The 24,805-nt window shown below is 72.8% G+C and carries 24 protein-coding genes and 1 riboswitch; of the genes, 6 read left to right on the forward strand and 18 right to left on the reverse strand.

The window, feature by feature from the left end:
* The 6 genes from AB0917_RS18285 to AB0917_RS18310 form a co-directional block, all read right to left on the reverse strand.
* Window positions 1-1,270, reverse strand: a 1,270-nt coding sequence (locus tag AB0917_RS18285; RefSeq protein WP_366820589.1) for a prephenate dehydratase domain-containing protein, incomplete at its 3' end; no start/stop codon positions are given.
* A gap of 1 nt (window position 1,271) precedes the next feature.
* Window positions 1,272-2,033: an AfsA-related hotdog domain-containing protein gene (locus AB0917_RS18290; protein WP_366820590.1), complete on the reverse strand. Its 762-nt coding sequence runs from the start codon at window positions 2,031-2,033 to the stop codon at window positions 1,272-1,274.
* 227 nt (window positions 2,034-2,260) lie between these two features.
* Entirely contained in the window at window positions 2,261-2,872 is a 612-nt protein-coding gene (locus tag AB0917_RS18295; protein ID WP_366820591.1) for a transferase hexapeptide repeat family protein, read from the reverse strand.
* Window positions 2,873-2,927: 55 nt separating this feature from the next.
* Window positions 2,928-4,130, reverse strand: coding sequence for an FAD-dependent monooxygenase (locus AB0917_RS18300; RefSeq protein ID WP_366820592.1), 1,203 nt, complete (start codon window positions 4,128-4,130; stop codon window positions 2,928-2,930).
* Window positions 4,131-4,174: 44 nt separating this feature from the next.
* Entirely contained in the window at window positions 4,175-4,732 is a 558-nt protein-coding gene (locus tag AB0917_RS18305; RefSeq protein ID WP_366820593.1) for a flavin reductase family protein, read from the reverse strand.
* Window positions 4,729-6,321 (reverse strand): 4-hydroxyphenylacetate 3-hydroxylase N-terminal domain-containing protein, encoded by a 1,593-nt coding sequence (locus AB0917_RS18310; protein ID WP_366820594.1) that lies wholly within the window; start codon window positions 6,319-6,321, stop codon window positions 4,729-4,731. Before AB0917_RS18310 ends, AB0917_RS18305 begins: the two co-directional genes overlap by 4 nt.
* A 279-nt stretch (window positions 6,322-6,600) precedes the next feature.
* Here AB0917_RS18310 and AB0917_RS18315 point away from each other — a divergent pair, with 279 nt between their 5' ends.
* The 4 genes from AB0917_RS18315 to AB0917_RS18330 all read left to right on the forward strand — a co-directional run bounded on the left by AB0917_RS18315 (window position 6,601) and on the right by AB0917_RS18330 (window position 10,188).
* Entirely contained in the window at window positions 6,601-8,040 is a 1,440-nt protein-coding gene (locus AB0917_RS18315; RefSeq protein ID WP_366820622.1) for a class II 3-deoxy-7-phosphoheptulonate synthase, read from the forward strand.
* 50 nt (window positions 8,041-8,090) lie between these two features.
* Entirely contained in the window at window positions 8,091-8,570 is a 480-nt protein-coding gene (locus AB0917_RS18320) for a MaoC family dehydratase (RefSeq protein ID WP_366820595.1), read from the forward strand.
* 262 nt (window positions 8,571-8,832) lie between these two features.
* On the forward strand, window positions 8,833-9,444 hold the full coding sequence (locus AB0917_RS18325) for a TetR/AcrR family transcriptional regulator (RefSeq protein ID WP_366820596.1): 612 nt from the start codon (window positions 8,833-8,835) through the stop codon (window positions 9,442-9,444).
* A gap of 12 nt (window positions 9,445-9,456) precedes the next feature.
* A complete protein-coding gene (locus AB0917_RS18330) occupies window positions 9,457-10,188 on the forward strand; it encodes a siderophore-interacting protein (protein WP_366820597.1) in 732 nt (243 codons plus the stop codon).
* Window positions 10,189-10,207: 19 nt separating this feature from the next.
* On the opposite strand, the gene AB0917_RS18335 is transcribed toward AB0917_RS18330, so the two are convergent.
* On the reverse strand, window positions 10,208-10,990 hold the full coding sequence (locus AB0917_RS18335; RefSeq protein ID WP_366820598.1) for an SAM-dependent methyltransferase: 783 nt from the start codon (window positions 10,988-10,990) through the stop codon (window positions 10,208-10,210).
* 64 nt (window positions 10,991-11,054) lie between these two features.
* Complete coding sequence (locus AB0917_RS18340; RefSeq protein WP_366820599.1) at window positions 11,055-12,434, reverse strand: peptidase C39 family protein; 1,380 nt, start codon at window positions 12,432-12,434, stop codon at window positions 11,055-11,057.
* Window positions 12,435-12,643: 209 nt separating this feature from the next.
* On the opposite strand from AB0917_RS18340, the gene AB0917_RS18345 reads away from it, so the two are divergent.
* A complete protein-coding gene (locus tag AB0917_RS18345) occupies window positions 12,644-13,273 on the forward strand; it encodes a hypothetical protein (RefSeq protein WP_366820600.1) in 630 nt (209 codons plus the stop codon).
* A 359-nt stretch (window positions 13,274-13,632) separates the two neighbouring features.
* On the forward strand, window positions 13,633-15,549 hold the full coding sequence (locus AB0917_RS18350) for an AAA family ATPase (RefSeq protein WP_366820601.1): 1,917 nt from the start codon (window positions 13,633-13,635) through the stop codon (window positions 15,547-15,549).
* Window positions 15,550-15,695: 146 nt separating this feature from the next.
* Here the strand turns inward: AB0917_RS18350 and AB0917_RS18355 are convergent, their stop codons facing one another.
* From AB0917_RS18355 to ribD, 10 genes are all read right to left on the reverse strand, one after another.
* Entirely contained in the window at window positions 15,696-16,802 is a 1,107-nt protein-coding gene (locus tag AB0917_RS18355) for a hemolysin family protein (protein WP_366820602.1), read from the reverse strand.
* The gene (locus AB0917_RS18360) at window positions 16,799-18,280 is read right to left on the reverse strand and encodes a hemolysin family protein (protein ID WP_366820603.1); all 1,482 of its coding nucleotides are present in this window, start codon (window positions 18,278-18,280) and stop codon (window positions 16,799-16,801) included. The genes AB0917_RS18355 and AB0917_RS18360 overlap by 4 nt, the downstream gene beginning before the upstream one ends.
* A 202-nt stretch (window positions 18,281-18,482) precedes the next feature.
* Window positions 18,483-18,944 (reverse strand): PH domain-containing protein, encoded by a 462-nt coding sequence (locus tag AB0917_RS18365; protein ID WP_366820604.1) that lies wholly within the window; start codon window positions 18,942-18,944, stop codon window positions 18,483-18,485.
* Between the two features lie 37 nt (window positions 18,945-18,981).
* On the reverse strand, window positions 18,982-19,830 hold the full coding sequence (gene hisG / locus AB0917_RS18370; RefSeq protein WP_366820605.1) for an ATP phosphoribosyltransferase: 849 nt from the start codon (window positions 19,828-19,830) through the stop codon (window positions 18,982-18,984).
* 77 nt (window positions 19,831-19,907) lie between these two features.
* Window positions 19,908-20,180 (reverse strand): phosphoribosyl-ATP diphosphatase, encoded by a 273-nt coding sequence (locus AB0917_RS18375; RefSeq protein ID WP_366820606.1) that lies wholly within the window; start codon window positions 20,178-20,180, stop codon window positions 19,908-19,910.
* 35 nt (window positions 20,181-20,215) lie between these two features.
* A complete protein-coding gene (gene ribH / locus AB0917_RS18380) occupies window positions 20,216-20,701 on the reverse strand; it encodes a 6,7-dimethyl-8-ribityllumazine synthase (RefSeq protein ID WP_018512495.1) in 486 nt (161 codons plus the stop codon).
* Between the two features lie 43 nt (window positions 20,702-20,744).
* Window positions 20,745-22,049, reverse strand: coding sequence for a bifunctional 3,4-dihydroxy-2-butanone-4-phosphate synthase/GTP cyclohydrolase II (locus AB0917_RS18385; RefSeq protein WP_366820607.1), 1,305 nt, complete (start codon window positions 22,047-22,049; stop codon window positions 20,745-20,747).
* The gene (locus AB0917_RS18390; protein WP_366820608.1) at window positions 22,046-22,690 is read right to left on the reverse strand and encodes a nicotinamide mononucleotide transporter family protein; all 645 of its coding nucleotides are present in this window, start codon (window positions 22,688-22,690) and stop codon (window positions 22,046-22,048) included. The genes AB0917_RS18385 and AB0917_RS18390 overlap by 4 nt, the downstream gene beginning before the upstream one ends.
* A complete protein-coding gene (locus AB0917_RS18395) occupies window positions 22,687-23,295 on the reverse strand; it encodes a riboflavin synthase (protein WP_366820609.1) in 609 nt (202 codons plus the stop codon). Before AB0917_RS18395 ends, AB0917_RS18390 begins: the two co-directional genes overlap by 4 nt.
* A complete protein-coding gene (gene ribD, locus AB0917_RS18400; RefSeq protein WP_366820610.1) occupies window positions 23,296-24,396 on the reverse strand; it encodes a bifunctional diaminohydroxyphosphoribosylaminopyrimidine deaminase/5-amino-6-(5-phosphoribosylamino)uracil reductase RibD in 1,101 nt (366 codons plus the stop codon).
* 160 nt (window positions 24,397-24,556) lie between these two features.
* A riboswitch (FMN riboswitch) is annotated at window positions 24,557-24,687 on the reverse strand.
* Window positions 24,688-24,805 lie beyond the last annotated feature (118 nt).

Genomic DNA, 24,805 nt, shown 5'->3' on the forward strand with positions numbered 1-24,805 from the left:
TGTGAGTGGAATAGCCCGCGCATGATGGATGGGCGGGCACACAGTAATCAATGTTCGGATGGTTAATGCCAGCGTAACGAATCGAGCCTTGGGTTAGCGCCTCGGCGACGCCCGTTCCACCCTCCCCCAGCTCCTCGGCGTACCGGCCCCGGACGGCGGCCTCGCGCCCGGGGTCGACCTGGGAGCCGCCGCTTCGGGTACGGATCCGCTGGATCTCGCGGGACGCCTCCAGCCGCTCCCTGAGCGTGCCGATGAGCAGGTGGTCCAGGGAGTCGATCCGGTCGCGCAGCCGGGCGATGTCCCGGGACCCGGTCTCCGCTGAGAGGCCGGCTTCGGCGGTGGTCTCGGTGTGCATGGTCTCGCTCCGTTCGTACGACGGGACATGGGTCGCCGAGGGGTACGGCCCCAGGACTCTCAGTCCGGGCAGCCGCAGGCGCAGCAGGCCGACCGCGCGCGCTGTCGCGGCCTGTCCGGCGCCTCCCGGGCAGTCGGCGAACAGGACCGAGCCGCTGCGGCCGTCGGACACGGTCCGCAGGGACACCGACCGCAGGAAGGGGTGGCTCCGCAGGCCGTCGAGCAGTCCGCCGGCCTCCTCGGGCCGGGCCGCGAGACGCCCGACCAGCGAGGTGCGGTCGGCGGCGGGACGCGGGCCGCTCCACCTGCCGGGACGCGCGCACAGCAGGAACCGGGTGACCGCACCGGCGGTGTCCTGTATCCCGGCGTCCAGGACCTGAAGGCCGTAGTGCGCGGCGGTGAACTCCCCGGCGACCGCGGCGTCGCACTCCCGGTCCCGTACCCTGCGCGCGGCCTCGGCGTTGGACGCCGCCGGTGTCCAACGCGCCTGCGGCGCCCGGCTGTCGAGCCATCCGCCGACCTGCGCCCCCGCGTGCGGATGGCCGCTCACCGTGCGGATCCGCGCGCGTCGTGTGCCGGGGCGGACCAGGAGGGCGAATTCCACGGGGAGCACGACTTCCCTGAGGACGGTCAGCGCGGGTGACTCGGCGAGCGCGCGCACCGTGTCCGCGACCACCCCGGCCACCGTGTTGTGGACGGGCAGCATGGCGGCGTCCGCGGCGCCCCGGCACACCAGCGTCAGGGCCTCGGTGGCCGTGGCAGCCGGTGACAGCCGGGCGCCCGTGGCCTCCGGGAGGGACCGCAGGGCCAGCTCGGTGAAGGTTCCTTCCGGGCCCAGGTAGGCGAACCGCCGCTCCGGGTACGGGAGTCGTCCCGGTGCGGGGCGCGTCCGGGTGTCCGGTGTCGGCGTCCTCATGTCACGCGGTGGCCAGTGCGGCGTCCATCGTGCTCGCCACCGCGCTCTTGGCCCGGCGCAGCTCCTTCTCCTCCAGCAGCCCGGGGGCGAAGGCGGCCGCGTCGATGGTGACGGCAGCGGCGGGCCGTCCGGCTTGCTCCACCTCCACCGTCGTACGGAACGTGAGCCGGCTGGGCTCCGACACCTCCGACTCGTCCACCGTCAGCCGCACCGTGGCGCCCACGGGGAAGAGGAAGTTGGAGAACGTGGTGTTCATGGAGTTGAGGACGATGTAGTAGCGCTGCTGCGGCCAGCGGGCCGTGAAGTAGCGCTCCACCACCGCGACGAACATCTGACGGGCCGCCTCGACGGCCACCATGCCCTGCACGTGCACCCGGTCCTGGACGTCGAGGAGCAGTTCGTTGTGGTCGTGCAGCCTCAGGGCGGCCTCGTAGGCGGTGTCGTCGACCTGTGTGAGCCCGGCGATCAGCACGTTGTCCTCGCGGGCCTTGTGCAGTTCCTGGCGACGGGCGGGCTGCCCGGCCGAGTGGACCAGCTCGATCCGGTCGTCCAGCTGCCGCCGGCGGACGGCGTCCTCGAGGTAGGAGATCTCGAACTCGCCGACGCCCTGGCCGGTGACCACGCGCAGCGGTCCCTCGACGGTGTCCAGGTCGCCCGCGTCGAGCGAGCGGGCGAGCCGCGAGAACGTCTCGGCGCCGACGGCCTCGGCGAAGTCGCGGAACCGGTCGCCGACGACGAGTCGGGAGGTGGCTGAGCTGTTCATGAACATGCCTCCTGGAGGGGGTGGGGAAGGGTCGCGGCCATGGGGAGCCGCGGAAGGGCCTTGAGCGTGAAGTCCGTGAACGTGACGTCCGTGAACATGAAGTCCGTGAACGCGAAGTCCGGTGAATGGTCCTGGTGTTCGCGCGTGCCCGGCGCCGTCGCGGGGCCCGTCCTGACGGTCTTGTCCGGTGCGCGGTCCGGCCGCGACAAGGTGCCTCGGGTGCTTCGTCAGCGGGACCGGTAGGCGTGGAGGGTGACGTGTTCGTGCTCGCCGGGTTCGGCGGGGGCCGCCGGGGCGGTGCGCTCGGTGGCGGCCTCCGCCGCGTGCAGACCGGTGAGGCAGCGCTGGGCCAGCTTCTGGTACTGGGCGGTTCCGTTGCCCTTCCAGGCGATCTCGTCGGCGGTGAGTTCACGCACCACCTTGGCCGGGCTGCCCGCCACCAGGTGCCGCTCCGGTACCTGGAAGCGGGACTTGACGAAGCTGCCGGCCCCGACGAACGCCCGCGTTCCCACCACGACACCGTCCATGAGGACGGACTTCATGCCGATGAGACTGTCCCGGCCCACCCGGCAGCCGTGCAGCACGCTGCCGTGGCCGACGTGTCCGTCCTCCTCCACGACCGTGTCGGCCCCCGGGAAGCAGTGCAGGACGCAGCCGTCCTGGACGTTGGAGCCCGCCCGGAGTTCGATGTGCCCGAAGTCGCCCCGCAGGCTCGCGAGGGGACCGACATAGCACCCCGGACCGATGTCGACCGACCCGATCAGCACGGCGTCGGGGTGCACGAACGCCGTGGGATGCACGACGGGTACGTTGCCTTCGAAGGAGTAGGTCCTTGCCATGGTGTTCCTCACCGTTCGTCGATGGTCGTCGGGGCCGGCGGCCCCCGCCCGCGGTTCAGGCCGGTGACGTGGCCACAGGCAGGGAGCCGAGGATGTCGTGCCCGTGGATCCAGGCGACGTCGTCGGGCAGGGTGGCCAGCCTTGCGTTGCGGGCTTCGGCCTGCGGCCCGTCGGGGAGCTGGAAGCAGCCGGCGTTCTTGCGGGAGCCCGCCTGGAGCAGCCGGGTGCGCGGCCGACGCAGACGCTCGTAGGCGCGCAGGGCCGACGGCACACCGCCGGTGTCCGTCCGTGCCAGGAAGTGGGCGAGGACCACCGCGTCCTCCAGGGCCTGGTTGGCGCCCTGTCCGTGGTGCGGCAGCATCGCGTGCGCGGCATCTCCCAGCAGCGTCACCGCGCCGGAACTCCACACGCGCTGCGGCTCCCGGTCGTACAGCGCCCAGCGGCCCGGACGTTCGCAGGCGCCGAGGACCTCCGTGACGAACGGGTGCCAGCCGTCGAAGGCGGCCCGCAGCTCGGCGGCGTCGCCCTCCGTGGACCAGGACTCCACCGTCCACGTGCGGTCGGGCACGACGGCCAGGAAGTTCAGCGCGCTGCCGTCGGCCACCGGGTAGGCGATGAAGTGCCGGCCCGGTCCGAGCCACAGCCACAGCACCGGTTCGGCGAGTTCGGGAACGTGCCGCAGCCGGTCCATCGGGACCAGGGCGCGGTATCCGCTGGTGCCGGAGAACACGGCCTCCTGCGGGCCGAAGAGGCTGTGGCGCACCGCGGAGTGGATACCGTCCGCCCCGACGACCGCGTCGGCCTCCGCCTCGCCGCCGTCCTCGAAGCGGATCACGGCGCCGTCGGCCGTCCTGTCCACCCCGGTGCAGCGCGCGCCCAGGCGCACGTGGCGCGGGCCCAGTTCGGCGAGCAGAGCCTGCTGGACGGCCGCGCGTTCCACGGTCCAGAAGGGGGCGCCGAAGCGTTCCTCGTACAGGCCGGTCAGGCGGTGCGACACCATGGACCGGCCGGTGCGCCAGTGCCGGAAGTCGGCGCGCGAGGGCCGGGCGGCAGAGGCGGTCAGCCGCTCAGCGACGCCCAGTTCCCGCAGGGCCCGGTGTCCGTTCGCGCCGATCGCGATCCCCGCCCCCTGGTGGGACAGTGCGTGCGCCTGCTCGTGGACGACCGCCTCGACGCCCTGCCTGCGCAGTCCGAGCGCGACGGCCAGGCCGCCGATGCCGCCGCCCACCACCGCCACGTACGGGCGTTTCCTCGCCATGGGGTCTCCTTTCCTGTTCGCTGCCGAAGGCCGGTGGAGAGTGGTCACGGCGCCGGTGCGACTTCGGTGAAGGCGCCGCGGTGGAAGACCAGGGGTTCGTGGTCGCGGCCCACCGCGCCCAGCACCCGTCCGACCACGAGGACATGGTCGCCGAGTGTCTGCGTGAGGTGCAGAGCGCATTCGAGCGTTCCGGGGCCGTCCGGCAGGACCAGACAGCCGGTGTGCGGGCCGACGGCCCAGTCGGCGGCCTGCTCCACCGGAGGGCGCCGGGCCGCGGGCGCGGTGAGGACGCCGACCAGGGAGCGCGCCCGGTTGCCGAGGAACGACACGGCCCACTGGCCGGACGTGCGGACCCGCCGCAGGAAGGTGGAGTCGTCGCGCAGGTACATCGACACGAGCGGCGGGTCGAGGGAGACCGAGGTGAACGAGTTCACCGCGATGGCGTCGTGGCGTACACCGGAGCGGGTGTCGAAGCGGGTCGACACCGCGCACACCCCGGTCACGAACTGGCCGAGTACGTGCCTGAGTTGGGCCTGGTCCGGCAGGACGGGGGCCCCGGGCGGGGCGGTGGATCCGCCCGGAGCGGGGGTGTGGCTGCTCACCGTGCGGCCCGGCGGGGGGCGGTCGTGCCGGTGTCCGGTGCGCCGGCGCCGATGACGGTGGTGTCCTTGGGGTCGACGAGGTCGGGGACCTTCCAGCCGTGCTCGTCGTACTCCGACAGGCACCGGTCGACGAGCTGCTTGTAGTCCTCGAACTTCCCGGAGACCTGCTGGGCGTGCAGCGCCTCGAACCGGATCTGCTCGTGGTTGCCCGCGTAGTTCATCTCGTACAGCTCCCAGCGGGCCCCGAACTCGGTGCCGACCGCGTCCCACGCCAGCTTCATCAGCTTCACCCGGTCGATGGCCTCCACGCCCAGGCCGCGGACGTACTTGTCCAGGTAGGGCCGGACCTCGGGGTTGGACCAGTCGAGGGCGTGGGAGTTGTTGTAGATCAGCGCGCTGCCGAGATCCCGCAGGAAGATCTCACGCACCTTGGGGAAGATCGACGAGGACAGGACGCGGAAGGCCAGCGCGGTCTCGCCGTTGGGGGTGACGGTGCCGTCGGGCCACTTGGTGGGGTTCTCGGCCATGGAGTCGACCAGGGCCCAGAACATGTTGCGGTAGGCGAGGACCTCGCCGAGCCGGCTCTGCACCCCGCGGAACTCCGAGGTGCCCGTGGTCTCCAGGCACTTGGCGAGCAGGCCGGTCAGGAAGTCCATCTTCACGGCGAAGCGGACGCAGGCGTGGAACATGGCCCGGTAGAAGAAGCCTGACCCGTAGAAGAAGTCGTTCGCCTTGTCCACGTCGTAGCAGAAGACGTTCTCCCAGGGGATCAGCACCTGGTCGAAGACGAGAATGCCGTCGTTCTCGTCCAGGCGGCTGCTGAGCGGCTGGTCGAAGGGGCTGCTGACGGTGGCCGAGGCGAACTCGTACGACGGCCGGGAGATGATCTTCAGGCCGGGGCTGTCGGTCGGCACGATGAAGTACGCGGAGAACTCCTTCGCGCCCTTCGGTATGACCCCGTAGCTGCCGATGAAGATGTGCTGGGTGAGCGCGGCGCCGGTGCCGACGACCTTGGCGCCGGAGACCACGAGGCCGGCGTCGGTCTCCCGGTCCACCGTCAGCATCACGTCCTTGAGCTCGGTCAGCCCCCGGTTGCGGTCGATCGGCGGGTTGACGATGCCGTGGCCGATGAAGAGCACGTTCTCCTGTGCCTTGCGGTACCACGCGGACGCGTTGTCCTCGAACGGCGCGTAGTGCTCCTTGTTCGAGCCCAGGGTGGACAGGAAGGCGGCCTTGAAGTCGGGGGTGCGGCCCAGCCAGCCGTACGTCATGCGCGCCCACTCCTCCATGGCCCGCGCGGCGGTCCGCAGGTCGCCGGAGGTGTACGGGGCCTTGAAGTACGGGTGGGTGAAACCGCCGTTGCCGGTGTCGGTGGGGACGACCAGCTTGCTGTTGCGCTCGGGGTCGTGGAGCGCGTCGAAGAGCCGGGCCACCATGCGGGAGTTGTTGCGGAAGGCCGGGTGGGCCGTGACGTCCTGCACCTTCTCGCCGTAGATCCTGACTTCCCGGCCGTCCCGGAGGCTCTCCAGGTACTCGTCCCCGGTCTGCGGGCGGGACACGGACCCGGACGGGTTGACGGTGCTGCTCATGCGGGATCACCTTTCGAGCCGGTGGCGTGGAGACATGCGGCGAACCGCGCCCGCCGTCGGGTGCCGACGACGAGGGCGCCTGCCGAAATGGTCCAGGAGTGCGGCCGGCCCCGACAGTCGGCCGCTGGCGCTAGTACCCGGGTAGTAGATCCGCCCTTCTAGCCACAACGTCCCACTGCCGGGGCCCGGCCGGCGCGTGACAGGCTGCGCGCACCGCAACCCCGTGCCCTGCCCTCGAAAACAGAAGGCGTTGAGGTTTTCAGCGTGGAATCCCTGGAGATGGACGAGAACTCACTTGCCGATCCCTCTGTCGAAGCGTGGCGGGCGCTGCCCGTGGCGCAGCAGCCCGACTGGCCCGATCCCACGGCGCTGCGGACCACCTTGTCGGCCCTGTCCGCCGCACCGCCGCTGGTGTTCGGCCAGGAGTGCGACACCCTGCTCGACCGGCTCGGCGAAGTAGCCCTGGGGCGGGGCTTCCTGCTCCAGGGCGGCGACTGCGCGGAGACCCTGGACGGGGTGGGCGCGGAGTCGGTCCGCAACAAGCTGGAGGTCCTCCTCCAGATGGCCGCCGTGCTGACGTACGCGGCCGGCGTCCCGGTGGTCAAGGTCGGCCGTATCGCCGGCCAGTACGCCAAGCCCCGCTCACAGCCCACCGAGACCCGGGGCGGCGTGACGCTGCCCTCGTACCGGGGCGATGCCGTCAACGGGCTGGAGTTCACCGCCGAGGCCCGCACCCCCGACCCGGCCCGGCTGGAGCGCGTCTACCAGGCGTCCGCAGCGACGCTCAACCTGCTGCGCGCCCTCACCGCCGGCGGGCACGCGGATCTGCGCCGGGTGCACGAGTGGAACCGTGACTTCGTGGCGCTGTCCGCGGCGGGACACCGCTACGAGCGGCTGGCGGACGAGATCGACGCGGCGCTGTCGTTCATCCGGGCCTGCGGTATGAGCACCTCGGCGCTGCGCACCACGGAGGTGTTCGCCAGCCACGAGGCGCTGCTCCTCGACTACGAGTCCGCCCTGGTGCGAACGGACCCGGACACGGGCCGGCGGTACGCCCTGAGCGGGCACCTGCTCTGGATCGGCGAGCGCACCCGCCGGCTGGACGGCGCGCACGTCGCGTTCGCCGCCGGGGTCAGCAACCCGCTCGGCGTCAAGCTGGGTCCCGACGCCGCCGTCGACGACGTACGGGCCCTGGTGGACCGGCTGGATCCGCTGCGCACCCCGGGCCGGCTCACGTTGATCGCGCGGATGGGGCGGGGCCTGGTGCGCGACCGGCTGCCCGCCCTGGTGGAGGCGGTGCGCGCGGAGGGCGCCCGGGTGGTGTGGGCGTGCGACCCGATGCACGGCAACACCTTCACCGCGCCGAGCGGCCACAAGAGCCGGCGCTTCGAGGACGTCCTGGACGAGATCACGGGCTTCTTCGAGGTCCACCGGGCGCTGGGCACGCACCCCGGCGGGGTGCACGTGGAGCTCACCGGGGAGGACGTCACCGAGTGCGTGGGCGGGAGCGACGAGGTCCTCTCCGACGATCTGCCTCTGCGGTACGAGACGGCGTGCGACCCCCGCCTGAACCGCGGGCAGTCGATGGACCTGGCCTTCCGGGTCGCCGAGTGGTTCAGCGCCGAGAGGCGCCGCCTGGGCCGCCCCCGCCCGGAGCCCGCCCTGATCCGCCCGGTGGGCGCGCCGGTGTACGCGGCCCACGCGGCGTCCCCCGGCTGAGTGCCGGGCCCCGGCCCCCGCGAGACCCCCGAGACGAAGGAGCACCCACCGTGCGGCACTTCGAGCACTTCCGCGTCGGCAGCACCTACGAGCTGGGGACCACCCGGCTCACGAGCGAGGACATCATCGGCTACGCGCGGGTGTGGGACCCGATGCCCTTCCACCTGGATCCCGAGGCGGCAGCCCGCTCCCCCTTCGGCGGCTTGGTGGCCAGCGGCTGGCACACCGGCGCGGTGGTCATGGGGCAGTTCGTCCGCGCCCTGCTCGCCGGCTCCGCCTGCCAGGGCTCCTACGGCATGGACGAGGTCCGGTTCCTGCGCCCGGTGCGCCCCGGCGACGACGTGCGCGGACGGGCCACCGTGGAGGAGGCCGCGCCCCATCCCCGGCGCCCGGACACGGGCACGGTCCGGTTCGTCGTCGAGGCGGACAACCAGCGGGGCGAGGCGTTGTACCGGATGCGTACGCGGCTGCTGTTCGGCCGCGCGGAGGCCGGCGGCGCCCAGCGCGAGGAAGTGGCCGTACGCCGCTGAGGGTGTCGCGTGCGGCCCGTCGACTCCCGTTTCCCCCAGGACCTCGCCCGATCCGGGGGGAAACGGGGCCCCACCCCGGCAACCGGCCCGGCCCGGCGACCGGCCCTCAGGCTTTGACCATACGCACCGTTGCGTCTAGTCTCGACCCGTCGATCTCCGGACCGGTCGTCGCCGGCCACCCGGGACAGGCCCCACGACGCGACGAGGAGGGCACGCCATCGACGCCCCACACGACACCCGGCGACCGGCCGACGCGCACCCGGTGCGGACCAGGAGCGGCCCGCGGCGCAGCGAGGCCGCTCGCGTCGCGGTCCTGCGAGCGGCCGACGATCTGCTGGTGGATGTCGGCTTCCACGCGATGACGGTGAGCGCGATCGCCGAGCGGGCGGGAGTCGCCAAACAGACCATCTACCGGTGGTGGCGGTCGAAGGTGGCCATCCTCCTCGACGTCCTGGAGGAGGATCTGCACGACCGGGAGTCCTGGCCCGAGCCACCGCACTCCGCACAGGCCGCCCTGGAGCAGCATGTGACCCACTGGAGCCGGGTCTTCACCCAGTCCCCCACCGGCCACGTACTGTTCGTGCTCATCGGTCACGCCCTGCACGACGCGGCGACCGCCACGGTCCTGCGCGACCAGGTGCTGAGCCGCCAGCGGCAGTACGACCGCGCGCGCGTCCGGCAGGCTCTCGCCCTCCCTCCCGGCGGCGCGGTGCCCCGGGAGGAGGCCGACCAGCTCCTCGACGTCCTCATCGGTCCCGCCTTCCACCGGGCCTTCACCACAGGACGGCCGCTGGACCCGTGGTTCGCCGAACGGCTGACCGCCACCGTCCTCGCCTGCCGGCACAGCGACGCGCAGGCGACCCCCTCCACCTGAAGGGCCGCTCCCATGTTCCGCACCCGTCGCACCCGTCGCACCGCCACGGTGGAGGCGGTCTCCCTGATCGCCCCCCGCATGGCCCGCATCACCCTGTCCGGACCCGGCGTGTCCGACTTCCACTGCGACGAACCGACGCAGTGGGTGAAGCTGTTCGTGACCGACCCCCTCGACGGCCGGCCGGCGGGCCGCGCCTACACCGTGCGCCACCACTCTCCCGCCACATCGCGGCTCGACATCGACGTGGTGCTGCACGGCAACGGTCCGGCGGCACGCTGGGCCGAAGCGGCCCACCCCGGCCAGGAGGTCTCCTTCGGCGGTCCCAAGGGGTCCTTCCGGCCTCTCCCCGACACCGACTACTACCTGCTGGCGGGCGACGAGAGCGCCCAGCCCGCGGTCCTGACCATCGCCGAGAGCCTGCCGCCCGGTCAGCGCGGCGCGCTCTACCTGGAGGTCGAGGGCCCCGAGGCCGAGATCGAGGTGAGCCGTCCGGCGGGCCTGGACCTCGTGTGGGTCCACCGGGCCGCCGGCCGTCCGAAGGGCGAGGCGCTGCGCGACGCCGTCCTCGAAGCCGCCGTCCCGCACGCACGCGTCGCCGCGTGGGCGGCCGGCGAGTCCGGCGCCGTCAGGGCCATCCGCCGCCACTTCACAGAAGCCCTCGGCCTGGACCGCCACCACGCCTACGCGAAGGGCTACTGGCGACAGGACGAGGCGGACCACCGCGACCCACTGGCCTCGGACTAGTCGAGCGCCTCACCGGGCCTCACTTACGGCCGACCCCCGCGTACATCGCGACGTCCGGCGCCACGTGCTCCGGCCGCCACGCGGAGCACGACACCACCCCGGGCTCCAGCAGCTCCAGGCCCTCGAAGTAGCGGGCGACGGCGGCCGGGGTGCGCTGCGTGAGCTTGGGAGTGCCGTGCTCGTTCCAGAACGCCACCGCCGCGTCGACGTCCGGCATGCCGGGGTGGGTGACCGTGTGGGACAGGACGAGGTGGCTGCCGGGGGCGAGCGCGTCCATGAGCCGGCGGACGATCCCGTACGACTCCTCGTCGTCCTCGACGAAGATGACGACCCCGAGCAGCATCAGCGCGACCGGCTGCGCGAGGTCGAGCGTCTTCGCCGCGGCGGCCAGGATGCCGTCGACGTCCCGCAGATCGGCGTCCAGGTAGTCGATGCGGCCCTCGGGCGTCCCGACCAGCAGCGCCTGGGCGTGCGCCAGGACGAGCGGGTCGTTGTCCACGTACACGACCCGCGTGCCGGGGGCGATGCGCTGGGCGACCTCGTGCGTGTTGTCGGCGCTCGGCAGCCCCGTCCCGATGTCCAGGAACTGCCGGATGCCCTCCCGCTCGGCCAGGTGCCGGACCGCCCGCCCCAGGAACAGGCGGTCCGCCTTCGCGTACTCCCCGATGCCGGGGTGCAGCTCACCGATCCGGTCGCCGGCCGCCCGGTCGACCGGGTAGTTGTCCTTGCCGCCGGTCCAGTAGTTCCATATCCGGGCGGTGTGCGGCCGGGACGTGTCGATGCGCGATTCGATGTCGGTCACGCCTTCAACGTATCGCACCGCCTCGCCAACTCACCTGCCTCCGCGGCGCGTTGACCGGCCGGGCTCACAGCAGGCCCAGCGACCGCAGGACGCGCCGCTGCCCCGGCGTCGGGCCCGAGGGCCAGAACACGTAGCAGACCCCGCCCGTACCGCCCCTGACCTGCCCGTTCGCGTCGTAGCGCTTGGTGCGCAGCCAGATGTTCTCCCATTCGCGCCGCCGGTAGACGCGGCGTACCGCCTCGTTGTCCGGAGACGCGGGGTCGTTGGCGATCACGTCGCCCCCGGGGGTGAAGCCGACCACCGTCATCAGGTGGCCCGCCGTCCCGTAACCCGCCCCCGTCAGCTCCTCCTCCAGGAAGGACTGCGAGGTGATGACGGGGATTCCGGCGTGGACGAGCCGCTCCAGGTCGGTGAGTGAGCCGAGGCGGGTGACGACCGCGTTCAGGTCCCGGTAGGTGGCGGCGTAGGCGGCATTGAACGGCCAGTTGCCGCAGCCGCCGTACTGGTGGTCGTAGGTGTGGCGGGCCGCGTGGCAGACCTGGGGGTCGGGCAGGCCCGGCCTGACCCAGGCGAGGTCCTCGGCGGTGGGGCGGCGGCCCCAGTATTCGACGATCATCTGCGAGGAGGTGGGGCTGCACCACGCCTCGCCGCCGTTGTCGTACTCGGGGTACTGGCCGATGTGGACGTTCTGCGAGTAGCGCGGGACCCGCAGTTCGCGGGCGTGGGCCGGGGTGGTCGCCGGGACGGTGAAGCGGTCGGGCACGTCGGAGGCCATCGCGCCGACGCGCCACACGGTCGGGGTGAGCCGGCTGCCCGGGGTGCGGTACAGGGTGAGCCGCAGGCGGTACGAGACGAACCGTACGCCGCTCGCCGCGTCGTCCACCGCGAGCGTGTCGGTCCACACGGAGCTGTGCGGGTCCCCCTGCCCGTCCACCGAGGTGCGCCGGATGTCGCCGTCGCCCGAGGCCCAGTGGCCCATCACGAACCAGGGCGTGGCCGTGCCGTCCGCGTAGGCCGCGCTCAGCTCGATCGCGATCCAGGTCCCCGCGGGCGTACGGGCGTTCCAGGAGGTGATCAGTTCGGTGGCGGGGACGGCGGAGCGGTGGGCGGGCGAGGTCCAGGTGGCGTACTCCCAGGGGGCGCTCTCCCCGGTGTGCGGGTCGGTGTGGTCGATACGGCCGGCCGGGGTGGCGATGGCCAGGCCGGGGCGGGTGCCGGCGAGGACCCGGGTGCCGTCGCCGGAACCCCAGCGCCAGTCGGTGTACGTGTGCCAGAAGCGGTTGTCCACGAGAGGTGCTGCCGCCTGGGGTGCGGAGGGCCGGGCAGGGGGCGCTGCCGCGGGTGCGGCCCCCGCGGGGCCGGCGGACGCCGCGGCGGTGCCCGCCCCTGCCGCCGCCGCGAGCGCGGCGGTCAGGACGGTCCTGCGTGAGGTCGGACTGGTCATGGGCGAGACCCCCGGTCATGGGTGGGAGTGGGGCTGCGGATGCCGATCGGTGGGCCAACTATCCCGTCTCCCGGCGGGGTCGGGCCAGTGCTTCGGCCCGCGCCGCGCCACCAATATGGGTCTGGACCACTGGCGTGACCTGCGGCGGGCCGGGGCGGCCGGCCGCGGGCCCGCACCCCGGCCCGCACCCGGGCCCGTACTCTGGGGCCATGAACGACCTGGTCCGCCGCGCCGACGCCCTGCGCTCGCTCCCCCCGTCCTGCGGGCCGGTCCGGCTGGTCGCGGTGGACGGGCACGCGGGGTCGGGCAAGAGCACGTTCGCCGCCCGCCTGGCGGCCGCGCTCGGCGGTGCGCCGGTGCTCCAGCTGGACGATCTCGCCACCCACGAGGAGCTGTTCGGCTGGGTGGGGCGGCTGCGGGAGCAGGTGCTCGAACCCCTCTCGCACGGTGAGGCGGCCCGGTACGCGCCCTACGACTGGACCGAGCGGCGCTTCGGCCCGGCGCGGACCCTGGAGCCGGCCCCGGTGGTGCTGGTCGAGGGCGTCGGCGCGGGCCGCCGGGAGGTGCGCCCGTGGCTGGCGGCGCTGTGCTGGATGGAGCTGGAGCGAACGGCCTCCTGGGGGCGCGGCAGGGCGCGCGACGGCGCCGGGCTCACGGAGTTCTGGGACGGCTGGACCGTCGCCGAGGAGCGGCACTTCGCCGAGGACCCGTCGCGCCCCTACGCGGATGTGCTGGTGCGTCAGCTGCCCGAGGGGTACGCGTGGCTGGAGGGGCCCGGCGTGACAGCGGGAGCGAACCGTTTCGTCACCGACGGTAGGCAGCACCCCCCTCCGTACTGAGCAGTCGGAAATCACCCCGGAAGTGCCCCAACTCGGCTTGACCGAGGGGCCTTACTGGTCTTACGTTCTCATTGTGCGGCTTTTCGGAGCCCCCGCAGACGCGAAGCCCCCGGTTGTTCCCCCGTGACCGGGGGCTTCGTCCTGTGCGCGCACCGCCGCCCGGCGACCACGCAGAGCGATCAGCTCACTTTCGGTCACCGCCCGCCCGGTCCGCCGTCGACCGGCCCACTCCCCCGTGCGCGGGTACGATGCACCTCGGTGTGGTCAATTCCCTTCCCCCGCGCAGTGATTCGGCACGCTCAGGTGGGCATGCTGTGCGGGCGGGACATCCTGGGGGAACGGTTGGCGTGGGGGACCTGATGGACATCGGCACACAGGGCGCGCAGGCCCCCGCCGACCTCGCCTGGCTGCGTGGCATGGACGCCTACACGATGGGCGCCTACCCGCAGGCCGAGGAGGAGTTCAGAGCTGCGGTACGGATCGATCCCGGCATGGCGGACGGCTGGCTCGGCCTCCACGCGCTGCGGATCGACACCGCCACCGCGCTCCTGCGGATGTACCGGCACCGCGACCGCTTCGGCGAACAGCGGGTCCGCCACCGCCGCCCGCTCAACTCCTGGTACTGGCTGGGGTGGTGGGTGCAGCCCCTGCTGGAGAGCCCGCGCGATCTGCTGCTCGCCCACGCCTCGCACTGGCTGGACGGACGCCATGTGCCGGAGCTGGACCGGGCGTTGGCGGGGCTGCCGCCCGTGGACACGGACCCGCAGGTGCGGTTCCTGCACGCGTGCCGCTCGTATCTGGTCAAGGACTGGGAGCAGCTCATGCGGTACACGGAGCAGCTCGTCGACGATCCGATGCTGGGCATCGAGGCGGGGCTCTTCGGCGGTATGGCCCGGGTGCGGCTGGAGATGTACGGGCAGGCCGAGCCCCTGCTCTCGGCCGCCCTGATGCGCTGTCGCAGCGAGCAGCCGCAGCGCAAGGAGCTCCGCTACTGGCTGGCGCGGGCCCATGAGGGCACCGGGCGCAGTGCGGCGGCCCTGCCGCTCTACCGGGCGGTGCACCGGGTCGACCCGGCGTTCATGGACACCTCGGCCCGGCTGGCGGCGCTCGTGGAGGGCGACGGGTACGACGACTCCGCCGACCTGGCCGCCGTGCTGCTCACCGGCTTCGGCTCGGGTGGTGCGGGAGCGGAGGTGCTGCCGGACGGCGACGCGTCGCCGGGCATGGACCTGGTGGAGGGCCGTGAGTCCTGGCCGGTCGGTGACGCCGGACTGCTCGCCGACGTCGACGGGGACGGCCCGGCGCCCTCGCCGACCGCGCCCGTCGAAGGCGTACGCCGCACGAAGACCCGGAAGCCGCCGCCCTTCCCGGCCGGGCCGAGCGACCCGGTGCTGCTGGCCGAGGCGCTGGCCCAGCTGGAGCGCATGGTCGGCCTGGAACCCGTCAAGCGGCAGGTGAAGGCGCTCTCCGCGCAGCTGAACATGGCCCGGTTACGGGCCGAGCAGGGGCTCCCGGTCCAGCCGCCGAAGCGCCACTTCGTCTTCTCCGGCCCCTCCGGCACCGGCAAGACGACGGTGGCGCGCATCCTCGGCCGGGTCTTCTACGCGCTGGGGCTGCTCGGCGGCGACCATCTGATCGAGGCCCAACGCGCCGACCTGGTGGGCGAGTTCCTGGGGCAGACGGCGGTGAAGGCCAATGAGCTGATCGACTCGGCGCTCGGCGGGGTGCTCTTCGTCGACGAGGCGTACAGCCTGGCCAACTCCGGTTACAGCAAGGGCGACGCGTACGGCGACGAGGCCCTCCAGGTCCTTCTGAAGCGGGCCGAGGACAACCGGGACCATCTCGTCGTCATCCTCGCGGGCTACCCGGAGGGCATGGACCGCCTGCTCGCCACCAACCCCGGGCTCTCCTCCCGTTTCACCAGCCGGGTCGACTTCCCCAGCTACCGCCCGCTCGAACTCACCGCGATCGGCGGCGTGCTGGCCGCCGAGAACGACGACGTGTGGGACGAGGAGGCGGTCGACGAGCTGCGCTCCATCAGCGGCCATGTGGTGGAGCAGGGCTGGATCGACGAGCTGGGCAACGGCCGGTTCCTGCGCACGCTGTACGAGAAGAGCTGCGCCTACCGCGATCTGCGGCTCTCCGGGTACACGGGGGCCCTCAGCCGGGAGGACCTGTCCACGCTGCGGCTGCCGGACCTGATGCAGGCGTACGGCGAGGTGCTCTCCGGGCGCGGGCCGGTGGGCCGGGGGAAGCAGGAGCCGGGCGGGGCCTGAGGGCTCGGGGCCGGCCCGTACGGGGCGGGGCGGCCCGGGAGGCCCGGCCCCGTACAAGCACGCGCCCTCTCGGCTCCGGCCCGTACGGCCCCGTACGCCTCGGGGCCGCCCTGCCCGCTCCGTACGCCTCGTACGCCCCGTACGCCTCAGGACACCAGGGTCTTCCCCGCCCGGTCCTCCGGCGCCGGTACGTCCGCCGTGCGCAGGGACACCGGCACCACCCGGTGGGAGGGGTCGCGGACCTCGCCCACCAGCGTCTCCAGGACGTCCTCCATCGCCACCAGGCCCAGGACCCGGCCCGAGCCGTCCGCGACCTGGGCCAGGTGCGTGGCGGCGCGGCGCATCACCGTCAGGGCGTCGTCGAGCGGGAGTTCGGCCCGTACGGTCGTCATCGGGCGCCATATCTGCTGCGGGACCGGACGGTCGGGGTCCTCCAGCTCCAGGACGTCCTTGACGTGCAGGTAGCCCAGGAAGGGGCCCCCGCCGCCCTCCGCGCAGACGGGGAAGCGGGAGAAGCCGGTCCTCACCGTCAGCTCCTCGATCCGGCGCGGGGTCACCGACGGGTCCACGGTCACCAGGCCGCCCCGCTCCAGCAGGACGTCGGTGACGGGCCGGCTGCCCAGGACGAGGGCGTCCCCCAGCCGCTCCTGGGCCTCGGGGCCGAGCAGCCCGGCCTGGCCGGAGTCCTCGACCAGGCGGTTGAGCTGCTCGCTGGTGAAGACGGCCTCCACCTCGTCCTTGGGTTCGACGCCGAAGAGCCGCAGCACCAGCTCCGCGCAGGCGCCCAGCGCGGTGGTGACCGGACGGCACAGCCGGGCGAAGCCGACCAGGCCGGGGCTGAGCCAGAGCGCGGTGCGCTCCGGGGCGGCCATCGCGAGGTTCTTCGGGACCATCTCCCCGATGACCAGGTGCAGGGCGACGACGAGGGCGAGCGCCAGGGCGAAGCCGAGCGGGTGGACGAGCCCCTGGGGGAGGTTCACCGCGTGGAAGACCGGCTCCAGGAGACGGGCCACGGTCGGCTCGGCGACGGCCCCGAGGGTGAGGGAGCAGACGGTGATGCCGAACTGGGCGGCGGCCATCATCCGGGGCAGGTTCTCCAGCCCGTACAGGACGGTGCGGGCCCGGCCGGAGCCCTGTGCGGCCAGCGGTTCGATCTGGCTGCGGCGGACGGAGACGAGGGCGAACTCGGCGCCGACGAAGAAGCCGTTCGCCAGCACCAGGAAGGCGGCGAACAGGAGGTGGAGCAGGCTCATCGCACGGCCTCCAGCAGGCCGTGCGCGGAAACGTCCGGCACGCCCTGCGCGGAAACGTCCGGCGCGCCCTGCGCGGAGGTATCCGGCACGCCCTGCGCGGACGGCTGCGGCAGGCCGTGTCGTACGGCCCTCTCCGCCGGGCCCCGCGCGGCCGTCGTCGGCAGCGGGTCGGCCGTGCGGGTGAAGCGGACCCGTTCGGCGCGGTAGTGGCCGACCTGGCGGACGGTGATCCGCCAGCCGGGGAGTTCGGCCAGGTCACCGGGGACGGGGATGCGGCCGAGCAGGTCGGCGACGAGCCCGGCGACGGTCTCGTACGGCCCCTCCGGCAGCTCCAGGCCCGCCCGGCGCAGGGTGTGGACCCGGCAGCTGCCCTCGGCGTCCCACACCGGGCGGCCGTCCTCGCCGGTGGCGGGGTCGAGTTCGGGGCGGTCGGAGCCCTCCGCGTCGTGCTCGTCGCGGACCTCGCCGACGAGCTCCTCGATGATGTCCTCCAGGGTGACCACCCCGGCCGTGCCGCCGTACTCGTCGACGACGACGGCTATCGGCTGTTCGTGGCGCAGCCGCCGCAGCAGCCGCTCCACGGGCAGGGTCTCGGGCACCAGGAGCGGCGCGAGGGCGATCGTGCCGGCCGGGGTGCGCAGGCGCTCGGCGGCGGGGACGGCGAGGGCGTCCTTGAGGTGGACCGTGCCCACGACCTCGTCGATGCGGTCCCGGTAGACCGGGAAGCGGGAGAGGCCGGTGGCGCGGGTGAGGTTGAGGACGTCCTCGGCGGTCGCGGAGGTGTGCAGGGCGCTCACCCGCACCCGGGGGGTCATGACGTGCTGGGCGGTGAGCCCGGCCAGCGAGAGGGTCCGTACGAAGAGGTCGGCGGTGTCCTGCTCCAGGGTGCCGGCCTCGGCGGAGTGGCGGGCCAGGGAGACCAGCTCGCCCGGGGTACGGGCGGAGGCCAGCTCGTCGGTCGGCTCGACGCCGAAGAGCCTCACCAGGCGGTTCGCCAGGGCGTTCAGCGCGGTGATGACGGGGCGCAGCAGGGTGGCGAAGCGGGCTTGCGGGCCGGCGACGAAGCGGGCGACCTGGAGCGGCCGGGAGACCGCCCAGTTCTTGGGGACGAGTTCGCCGACGACCATCTGGACGGCGGAGGCGAGCAGCATCCCGATGACGATGCCGATGCCCGGGACCGCGCCCGGGGGCAGTCCGGTGGCGGTGAGGGGTCCGGCGAGCAGCTGGGCGAGGGCCGGTTCGGCGAGCATGCCGACGACCAGCGAGGTGATGGTGATGCCGAGCTGGGTGCCGGAGAGCTGGAAGGAGAGTTCGCGCAGGGCTTCGACGACGGTACGGGCCCGTCGGTCGCCCTCGGCGGCCGCACGTTCGGCGTCGGGCCGGTCCACGGTGACGAGTCCGAACTCGGCCGCCACGAAGAATCCGTTGGCGAGGATGAGGAGGAAGGCCGCCGCGAGGAGCAGCAGGGGGGTGGTCATGAGGCCGCCGCCTCCGGGGAAAGGGCGGCGCAGGTACTACCGGACGATCCGTCCATTGCTGGAGGGAGTCACTCCTTGGGTCGCAGGAAGGCCCCGCGGGCCCCGGCTGGGGGGCTGTGGATCGGGCGGGGCGGGGCGCACGGGGCGCCGCCGCCCACCAGAGTAGACAACAGGGCCCCGTGCGGCGCGGGTGATCGGCCGGTCAGGGGGTGTCGTCGCCCCCGGCGGACCGGGTCTCGGCCAGGGCGCGCAGGGCGCGGGCGTCGCGGATGGCCTGCTGCTTGGCCATGCCGGGCTGGATGCCGAGGGCGGGCATGCTGGTGCCGTCGCTGAGGTCGAGAAAGACCCAGGGGTCCCCGGAACGCAGGTTGACGCGGAGGATCTCCTCCCAGGCCAGCCTGCGGGTCCGGGTGAGGTTGACGACGGTGACCCCGCTCTCGTCGGCGGTGACCCTGGGCCTGCTGAGCAGGGCCAGGACGCCGAAGAAGAGCGCCGCGACGAAGATGAAGCTGGTCCGCTCCGGCGGGGTGAGCCGCTCCAGCATCAGCGCGACGACCGTGATGACGAGGAACATCGCCAGGCCCACGCTCAGCAGGACCACCCGGGTGAGGGCGGGCCGGAAGGTGACGGGGAGGGCGGGGAGTTCGGGCCGGGGCGCGGACATCGGATCTTCTCTCAGGGGGGTGCGGTGGCCGGGCCCGTCAGAGGCGGCAGGCGTGGATGGCCGTGGTGAGGATGGCGCGGGCGCCGAGCTCGTAGAGGTCGTCCATGATCCGCTGGGCCTCCTTGGCGGCGACCATGGAGCGGACGGCGACCCAGCCCTCGTGGTGCAGCGGGGAGATGGTCGGCGACTCCAGGCCCGGGGTGAGGGCGACGGCGCGCTCCAGGTGCTCGACGCGGCAGTCGTAGTCCATCATCACGTAGGAGCGGGCGACCAGGACGCCCTGGAGGCGGCGGAGGAACTGCTGGACCTTGGGGTCGTCGGTGGGGGCGCCGTTGCGGCGGATGACGACGGCCTCGGAGGTCATGATCGGGTCGCCGATCACTTCGAGTCCGGCGTTGCGCATGCTGGTGCCGGTCTCCACGACGTCGGCGATGACCTGCGCGACGCCCAGCTCGATGGCGGTCTCGACCGCGCCGTCGAGGTGGACGATGGACGCGTCGACGCCGGACTCGGTGAGGTGGGCGGCGACGATGCCCTCGTAGGAGGTGGCGATCGTCATGCCGTCGAAGTCCTGCGGGCCGGAGGCGGTGCCGGGCTTGGCGGCGTAGCGGAAGGTCGAGCGGGCGAAGCCGAGCTGGAGGATCTCCTCGGCGTCGGCGCCCGAGTCCAGGAGCAGGTCGCGGCCGGTGATGCCGATGTCGAGCCTGCCGGAGCTGACGTAGATGGCGATGTCGCGGGGGCGGAGGTAGAAGAACTCGACCTCGTTGCCCGGGTCGACCAGGACCAGCTCCTTGGACTCCTTGCGCTGCTGGTAGCCGGCCTCATGGAGCATCGCCATCGCAGACCCGGAGAGTGCACCCTTGTTGGGGACGGCGATGCGCAGCATGAGGTCAGGTTCCTTTGTGCGGAGGGGTGCGGAAGGGACGTGCGGGCGGTTCTTCGCGGTGGGTGCCGGGGCCGGGCTCAGAGATGGGCGTAGACGTCGTCGAGCGAGATGCCGCGGGCGACCATCATCACCTGGACGTGGTAGAGGAGCTGCGAGATCTCCTCGGCGGCGGCCTCCTTGCCCTCGTACTCGGCGGCCATCCAGACCTCGGCGGCCTCCTCGACGACCTTCTTGCCGATGGCATGCACACCCTTGTCCACCAGTTCGGCGGTGCGCGAGGTGGCGGGGTCGCCTTCGGCGGCCTTGAGCTGGAGCTCGGCGAAGAGCTCTTCGAAGGTTTTGTGTCCCATGATGGTCCTCAGAATAAGGGGTCGCCGGGGCCCACTCAGCGCCAGGGTTCGCTGACGGTCCGCAGCGTGGCCGCGGTGGCCACGGCGGCGGTGACCGCTTCGTGCCCCTTGTCCTCGTTGGACCCCTCGATGCCCGCCCGGTCGAGCGCCTGCTCCTCGGTGTCACAGGTCAGTACGCCGAAGCCGACGGGGACGCCGGTGTCGACGGTGACCTGGGTGAGGCCCAGGGTGACGCCCTGGGAGACGTACTCGAAGTGGGGGGTGCCGCCCCGGATGATGACGCCGAGGGCGACGATCGCGTCGTAGCCGCGGCCGGCGAGGACCTTGGCGACGACGGGCAGCTCGAAGGAGCCGGGGACGCGGAGCAGCGTCGGCTCGTCGATGCCGAGCTCGTGCAGGGCGCGCAGGGCGCCGTCGACGAGGCCGTCCATGACCTTCTCGTGCCACTGGGCCGCGATGACGGCCACCCGCAGGTCGGCGCAGTTGCGTACGGACAGTTCGGGTGCACCCTTGCCGCTCATGTCTCTCCTGTTGTTCGTGTCGCTCGTCGCGTGGTGGTGGTCGTCACTGGTTGGCGCAGGTCGAGGCGGGGGCGCCGTCGAGCCAGGGCAGGTCGTGGCCCATGCGGTCGCGCTTGGTGCGCAGGTAGCGCAGATTGTGCTCGCCGGCCTGGACGGGCATGGGCTCGCGGCCGGTGACGGCGAGTCCGTGGCTCAGGACGGCCGCGGTCTTGTCGGGGTTGTTGGTCATCAGCCGCAGGCTGCGTACGCCGAGGTCCTCGATGATCTGGGCGCCGACCGCGTAGTCGCGGGCGTCGGCGGGCAGGCCGAGCTCCAGGTTGGCGTCGAGGGTGTCCACGCCCCGCTCCTGGAGTTCGTACGCGCGCAGCTTGGAGAGCAGGCCGATGCCGCGCCCCTCGTGGCCGCGGAGGTAGACGACCACGCCCCGGCCCTCCTCGGTGATCCGCTCCATGGAGGCGTGCAGCTGGGGGCCGCAGTCGCAGCGCTGGGACTGGAAGATGTCTCCGGTCAGGCATTCGGAGTGGATGCGCACGAGGACGTCCTCGCCGCCACCTTCCGTGAGGTCGCCGTGGACGAGGGCGACGTGCTCGACGCCGTCGACGGTGGAGCGGTAGCCGTACGCGGTGAAGTCGCCGAACGCGGTGGGCAGGCGGGTGGCCGCCTCGCGGCGGACGGTCGGCTCGGCGCCGCGGCGGTAGGCGATCAGGTCCTCGATGGAGATGATCGTCAGGCCGTGCTTGCGGGCGAAGGGGACCAGCTCGGGCAGGCGCAGCATGGTGCCGTCCTCCCCCGCGATCTCCACGATGGCCCCGGCGGGGCGCAGCCCGGCGAGCCGGGCGAGGTCGACGGCGGCCTCGGTGTGGCCGTTGCGGACGAGGACGCCGCCGGAGCGGGCGCGCAGCGGGAAGATGTGGCCGGGGCGGACGAAGTCGCCGGGGCCCGCGGTGCCGCCGGCGAGCATCCGCAGGGTGGTGGCGCGGTCGGCGGCGGAGATGCCGGTGGTGACGCCGTGGGCGGCGGAGGCGTCGACGGTGACGGTGAAGGCGGTCCGCATGGACTCGGTGTTGTCGGCGACCATCTGCGGGAGTTCGAGCCGCTCCAGCTCGTCGCTCTCCATCGGGGCGCAGATCAGGCCGCGGCACTCGCTCATCATGAAGGCGACGATCTCCGGGGTCGCCATCTCGGCGGCGATGACGAGGTCGCCCTCGTTCTCGCGGTCCTCGTCGTCCACGACGACGACGGGGCGGCCCTCGGCGATGTCGCGGACGGCCTGCTCGACGGGGTCCAGGGAGAGGTCCTCGGTGAGCGGGTCGTGGCCGGGGTGCAGCCAGGTGGGCTGGGCAGTCATGCCGTGGCTCCTTCCAGAGCGGGTGTCCGCGTACGCAGCCACCAGTCGCGCATGCCCCACAGGACGAGGGCGCCGTAGATGATGTAGACGAAGCCGGAGAAGGCGAAGCCGTTGGCGAAGTTCAGCGGGACGCCGACGAGGTCGACCAGGAGCCAGGCGAACCAGAACTCGACCATGCCGCGGGCCTGGGCGTACATCGCGACGATCGTGCCGACGAAGATGTACGCGTCCGGCCACGGGTCCCAGGAGAGCGAGGGGAACGCGGTGAACAGGCCGCCGACGGCGAGGGTGCCCAGCGCCGCCCCGCCGATCAGCACGCCGCGTTCGCGCCAGGTGGCGAAGCGGACGGCGATGGAGCCGTCCTGGGCCTGCTGCTTGCCCCGGTTCCAGGACCACCAGCCCCACAGGGCCACGACGATGACGACCAGCTGCTTGCCCGCGCTGCCGGACAGGTGCGCGGAGGCGAAGGCGACCAGGAGGATCGCGCCGGCGAGCAGCTGGGCGGGCCAGGTCCAGATGGAGCGCCGCCAGCCGAGGGCCAGGGCGGTCAGGCCGATGAGGTTGCCGATCATGTCGGCCCACTTGATGTGCTGGCCGAACACGGTGAAGGCCTCGGAGTTCAGCCAGGAGACGGTGTTCATCGCGGGTCCTGCCCGGACCGGTCCCCGAGCAGCCGCTCGACGTACTTGGCGATGACGTCCACCTCCAGGTTGACCGGGTCGCCGGGCTGCTTGCGGCCGAGCGTGGTCAGGGCGAGGGTGGTGGGGATGAGGCTGATGGTGAAGTAGTCGGGTCCCGCGTCGACGACGGTGAGGCTCACGCCGTCGACGGTGATGGAGCCCTTCTCGACGACGTACCGGGTCAGCTCGGACGGCAGGGAGACCTTGACGATCTCCCAGTGCTCGGAGGGGGTGCGCTCCACGATGGTGCCGGTGCCGTCCACGTGCCCCTGGACGATGTGCCCGCCGAGCCGGCCGCCGAGCGCCATGGGGCGCTCCAGGTTGACGCGGGAGCCGGTGGTGAGGGCGCCCAGGCTGGAGCGCTTCAGCGTCTCGGCCATCACGTCGGCGGTGAACTCGCCCTCGCCGGTCTCCACGACCGTGAGGCAGACGCCGTTCACCGCGATGGAGTCGCCGTGCCCGGCTCCCTCGGTGACGAGGGGGCCGCGCAGCCGGAAGCGGGAGGCGTCGGCGAGCTCCTCGACGGCGGTGACCTCACCCAGTTCTTCGACAATTCCGGTGAACACTCAGTTTCCCTTCCGAGCAGAGGCGGGGGCGGCGGTGATGCGCAGGTCGGGGCCGATACGGACGGTCTCGGTCACCTCGAGGCGCAACGCCCGGGAGATGGTGGTGATTCCGGCGTCGGCGAGGGCCGCGGGGCCCGCGCCGAGCAGAACCGGGGCGAGATAGCCGACGACCTTGTCGACCTTTCCCGCGGCGACGAAGGCACCGGCCAGCCTCGGCCCGCCTTCGAGGAGTACGGAGCGGATGCCGCGCTCGTGCAGGGCGGCGAGGAGGGCGTCGAGGTCCAGGCCGGGGCCGGTGGTGGCGCGGGGCAGCCGCAGGACGGCTTCCTCGGGGAGGTGGCCCGCGGCGGCGTCCTCGGCGAGGGCGACCAGGGTGGGCGCGGTGGCGTCCAGGACGCGGGCGCCGGGCTTCACGGCCGTGGCGTTCGTGTCGACGACGACCCGCAGGGGCTGGGTGGCGCCGTCGATGCCGCGTACACCCAGCTGGGGGTCGTCGGCGCGGGCGGTGCCGGAGCCCACGATCACCGCGTCGGCCTCGGCGCGGAGCCGGTGGACGTCGGCGCGGGCCTCGGGCGAGGTGATCCAGCGGCTGGTGGCGTCGGCGGCGGCGACGCGGCCGTCGAGGGTGGCGGCGTACTTCCACAGGACGTACGGGCGGCCCAGGCGCACCGAGGTGAGCCAGGCGGCGTTGCCCGCCTCGGCCTCTTCGGTGAGGGGCCCCCGCTCGACCTGGACCCCGGCCGCACGCAGGGTGTCGGCTCCCCCGGTGGCCCGCGGGTTCGGGTCGCCGACCGCGTACACGACCCGGCTGATCCCGGCGTCCAGGAGGGCCTGGGCGCAGGGGCCGGTGCGGCCGGTGTGGTTACAGGGTTCGAGGGTGACGTAGGCGGTGCCGCCCCGGGCCCGCTCGCCGGCCGCGCGCAGGGCGTGGACCTCGGCGTGCGGCCCTCCGGCGCGCTGGTGGAAGCCTTCACCGGCCAGGGCTCCGGAGGCGTCGGTGATCACGCATCCGACGACCGGATTGGGGCTGGTGGAGCCGAGACCGCGGGCGGCGAGCATGACGGCTCGGCCCATGGCGGTGATGTCGGCTGCGGTGGCCACCGGGTCCTCCTGCCTCTTCGGGCACGGACTCCGGGGCCTGTCGATGACGACAGATGAAGCGGCTCACCAGGGGAGACGCCGAGAACCGAAGAAGGGACGCAGGGGCCTGGAACTTCCCGGCCATGCGTCCGCCTACGGCGGCGTACCCGATGACGAACCGCCGCGCACTGCCTCCCATCCGGACTTTAACCGTCGGTCCAGGAATCCCACCTGGTCAACCGGCCGCTGGATGCGGACGGGTCGCGGACTATAACCGCCGGTTCGGAATTGCACCGACCCCGGAGTGCGCTGCTACTGGTACGCAACCAGTCTGCCACGGACACCCCTCACCCATGCGGGTGATCACTGTGGTCTGGGTCACAGCACACCTGGCGAATTCCTGTCGGCGAGAAGTCGACGGTAGGTCGAC

This window comes from Streptomyces sp. NPDC007346 (genome assembly GCF_040703535.1).
GTDB lineage: Bacteria > Actinomycetota > Actinomycetes > Streptomycetales > Streptomycetaceae > Streptomyces.

What these genes read in the sequence shown, in the direction of transcription:
- AB0917_RS18290 (WP_366820590.1), bottom strand. Translation starts at nt 2,033, where the DNA reads ATGAACAGCTCAGCCACCTCCCGACTCGTCGTCGGCGACCGGTTCCGC.
- AB0917_RS18295 (WP_366820591.1), bottom strand. Translation starts at nt 2,872, where the DNA reads ATGGCAAGGACCTACTCCTTCGAAGGCAACGTACCCGTCGTGCATCCC.
- AB0917_RS18300 (WP_366820592.1), bottom strand. Translation starts at nt 4,130, where the DNA reads ATGGCGAGGAAACGCCCGTACGTGGCGGTGGTGGGCGGCGGCATCGGC.
- AB0917_RS18310 (WP_366820594.1), bottom strand. Translation starts at nt 6,321, where the DNA reads ATGAGCAGCACCGTCAACCCGTCCGGGTCCGTGTCCCGCCCGCAGACC.
- AB0917_RS18315 (WP_366820622.1), top strand. Translation starts at nt 6,601, where the DNA reads ATGGACGAGAACTCACTTGCCGATCCCTCTGTCGAAGCGTGGCGGGCG.
- AB0917_RS18330 (WP_366820597.1), top strand. Translation starts at nt 9,457, where the DNA reads ATGTTCCGCACCCGTCGCACCCGTCGCACCGCCACGGTGGAGGCGGTC.
- AB0917_RS18340 (WP_366820599.1), bottom strand. Translation starts at nt 12,434, where the DNA reads ATGACCAGTCCGACCTCACGCAGGACCGTCCTGACCGCCGCGCTCGCG.
- AB0917_RS18345 (WP_366820600.1), top strand. Translation starts at nt 12,644, where the DNA reads ATGAACGACCTGGTCCGCCGCGCCGACGCCCTGCGCTCGCTCCCCCCG.
- AB0917_RS18350 (WP_366820601.1), top strand. Translation starts at nt 13,633, where the DNA reads ATGGACATCGGCACACAGGGCGCGCAGGCCCCCGCCGACCTCGCCTGG.
- AB0917_RS18355 (WP_366820602.1), bottom strand. Translation starts at nt 16,802, where the DNA reads ATGAGCCTGCTCCACCTCCTGTTCGCCGCCTTCCTGGTGCTGGCGAAC.
- AB0917_RS18360 (WP_366820603.1), bottom strand. Translation starts at nt 18,280, where the DNA reads ATGACCACCCCCCTGCTGCTCCTCGCGGCGGCCTTCCTCCTCATCCTC.
- AB0917_RS18365 (WP_366820604.1), bottom strand. Translation starts at nt 18,944, where the DNA reads ATGTCCGCGCCCCGGCCCGAACTCCCCGCCCTCCCCGTCACCTTCCGG.
- hisG (WP_366820605.1), bottom strand. Translation starts at nt 19,830, where the DNA reads ATGCTGCGCATCGCCGTCCCCAACAAGGGTGCACTCTCCGGGTCTGCG.
- AB0917_RS18375 (WP_366820606.1), bottom strand. Translation starts at nt 20,180, where the DNA reads ATGGGACACAAAACCTTCGAAGAGCTCTTCGCCGAGCTCCAGCTCAAG.
- ribH (WP_018512495.1), bottom strand. Translation starts at nt 20,701, where the DNA reads ATGAGCGGCAAGGGTGCACCCGAACTGTCCGTACGCAACTGCGCCGAC.
- AB0917_RS18385 (WP_366820607.1), bottom strand. Translation starts at nt 22,049, where the DNA reads ATGACTGCCCAGCCCACCTGGCTGCACCCCGGCCACGACCCGCTCACC.
- AB0917_RS18390 (WP_366820608.1), bottom strand. Translation starts at nt 22,690, where the DNA reads ATGAACACCGTCTCCTGGCTGAACTCCGAGGCCTTCACCGTGTTCGGC.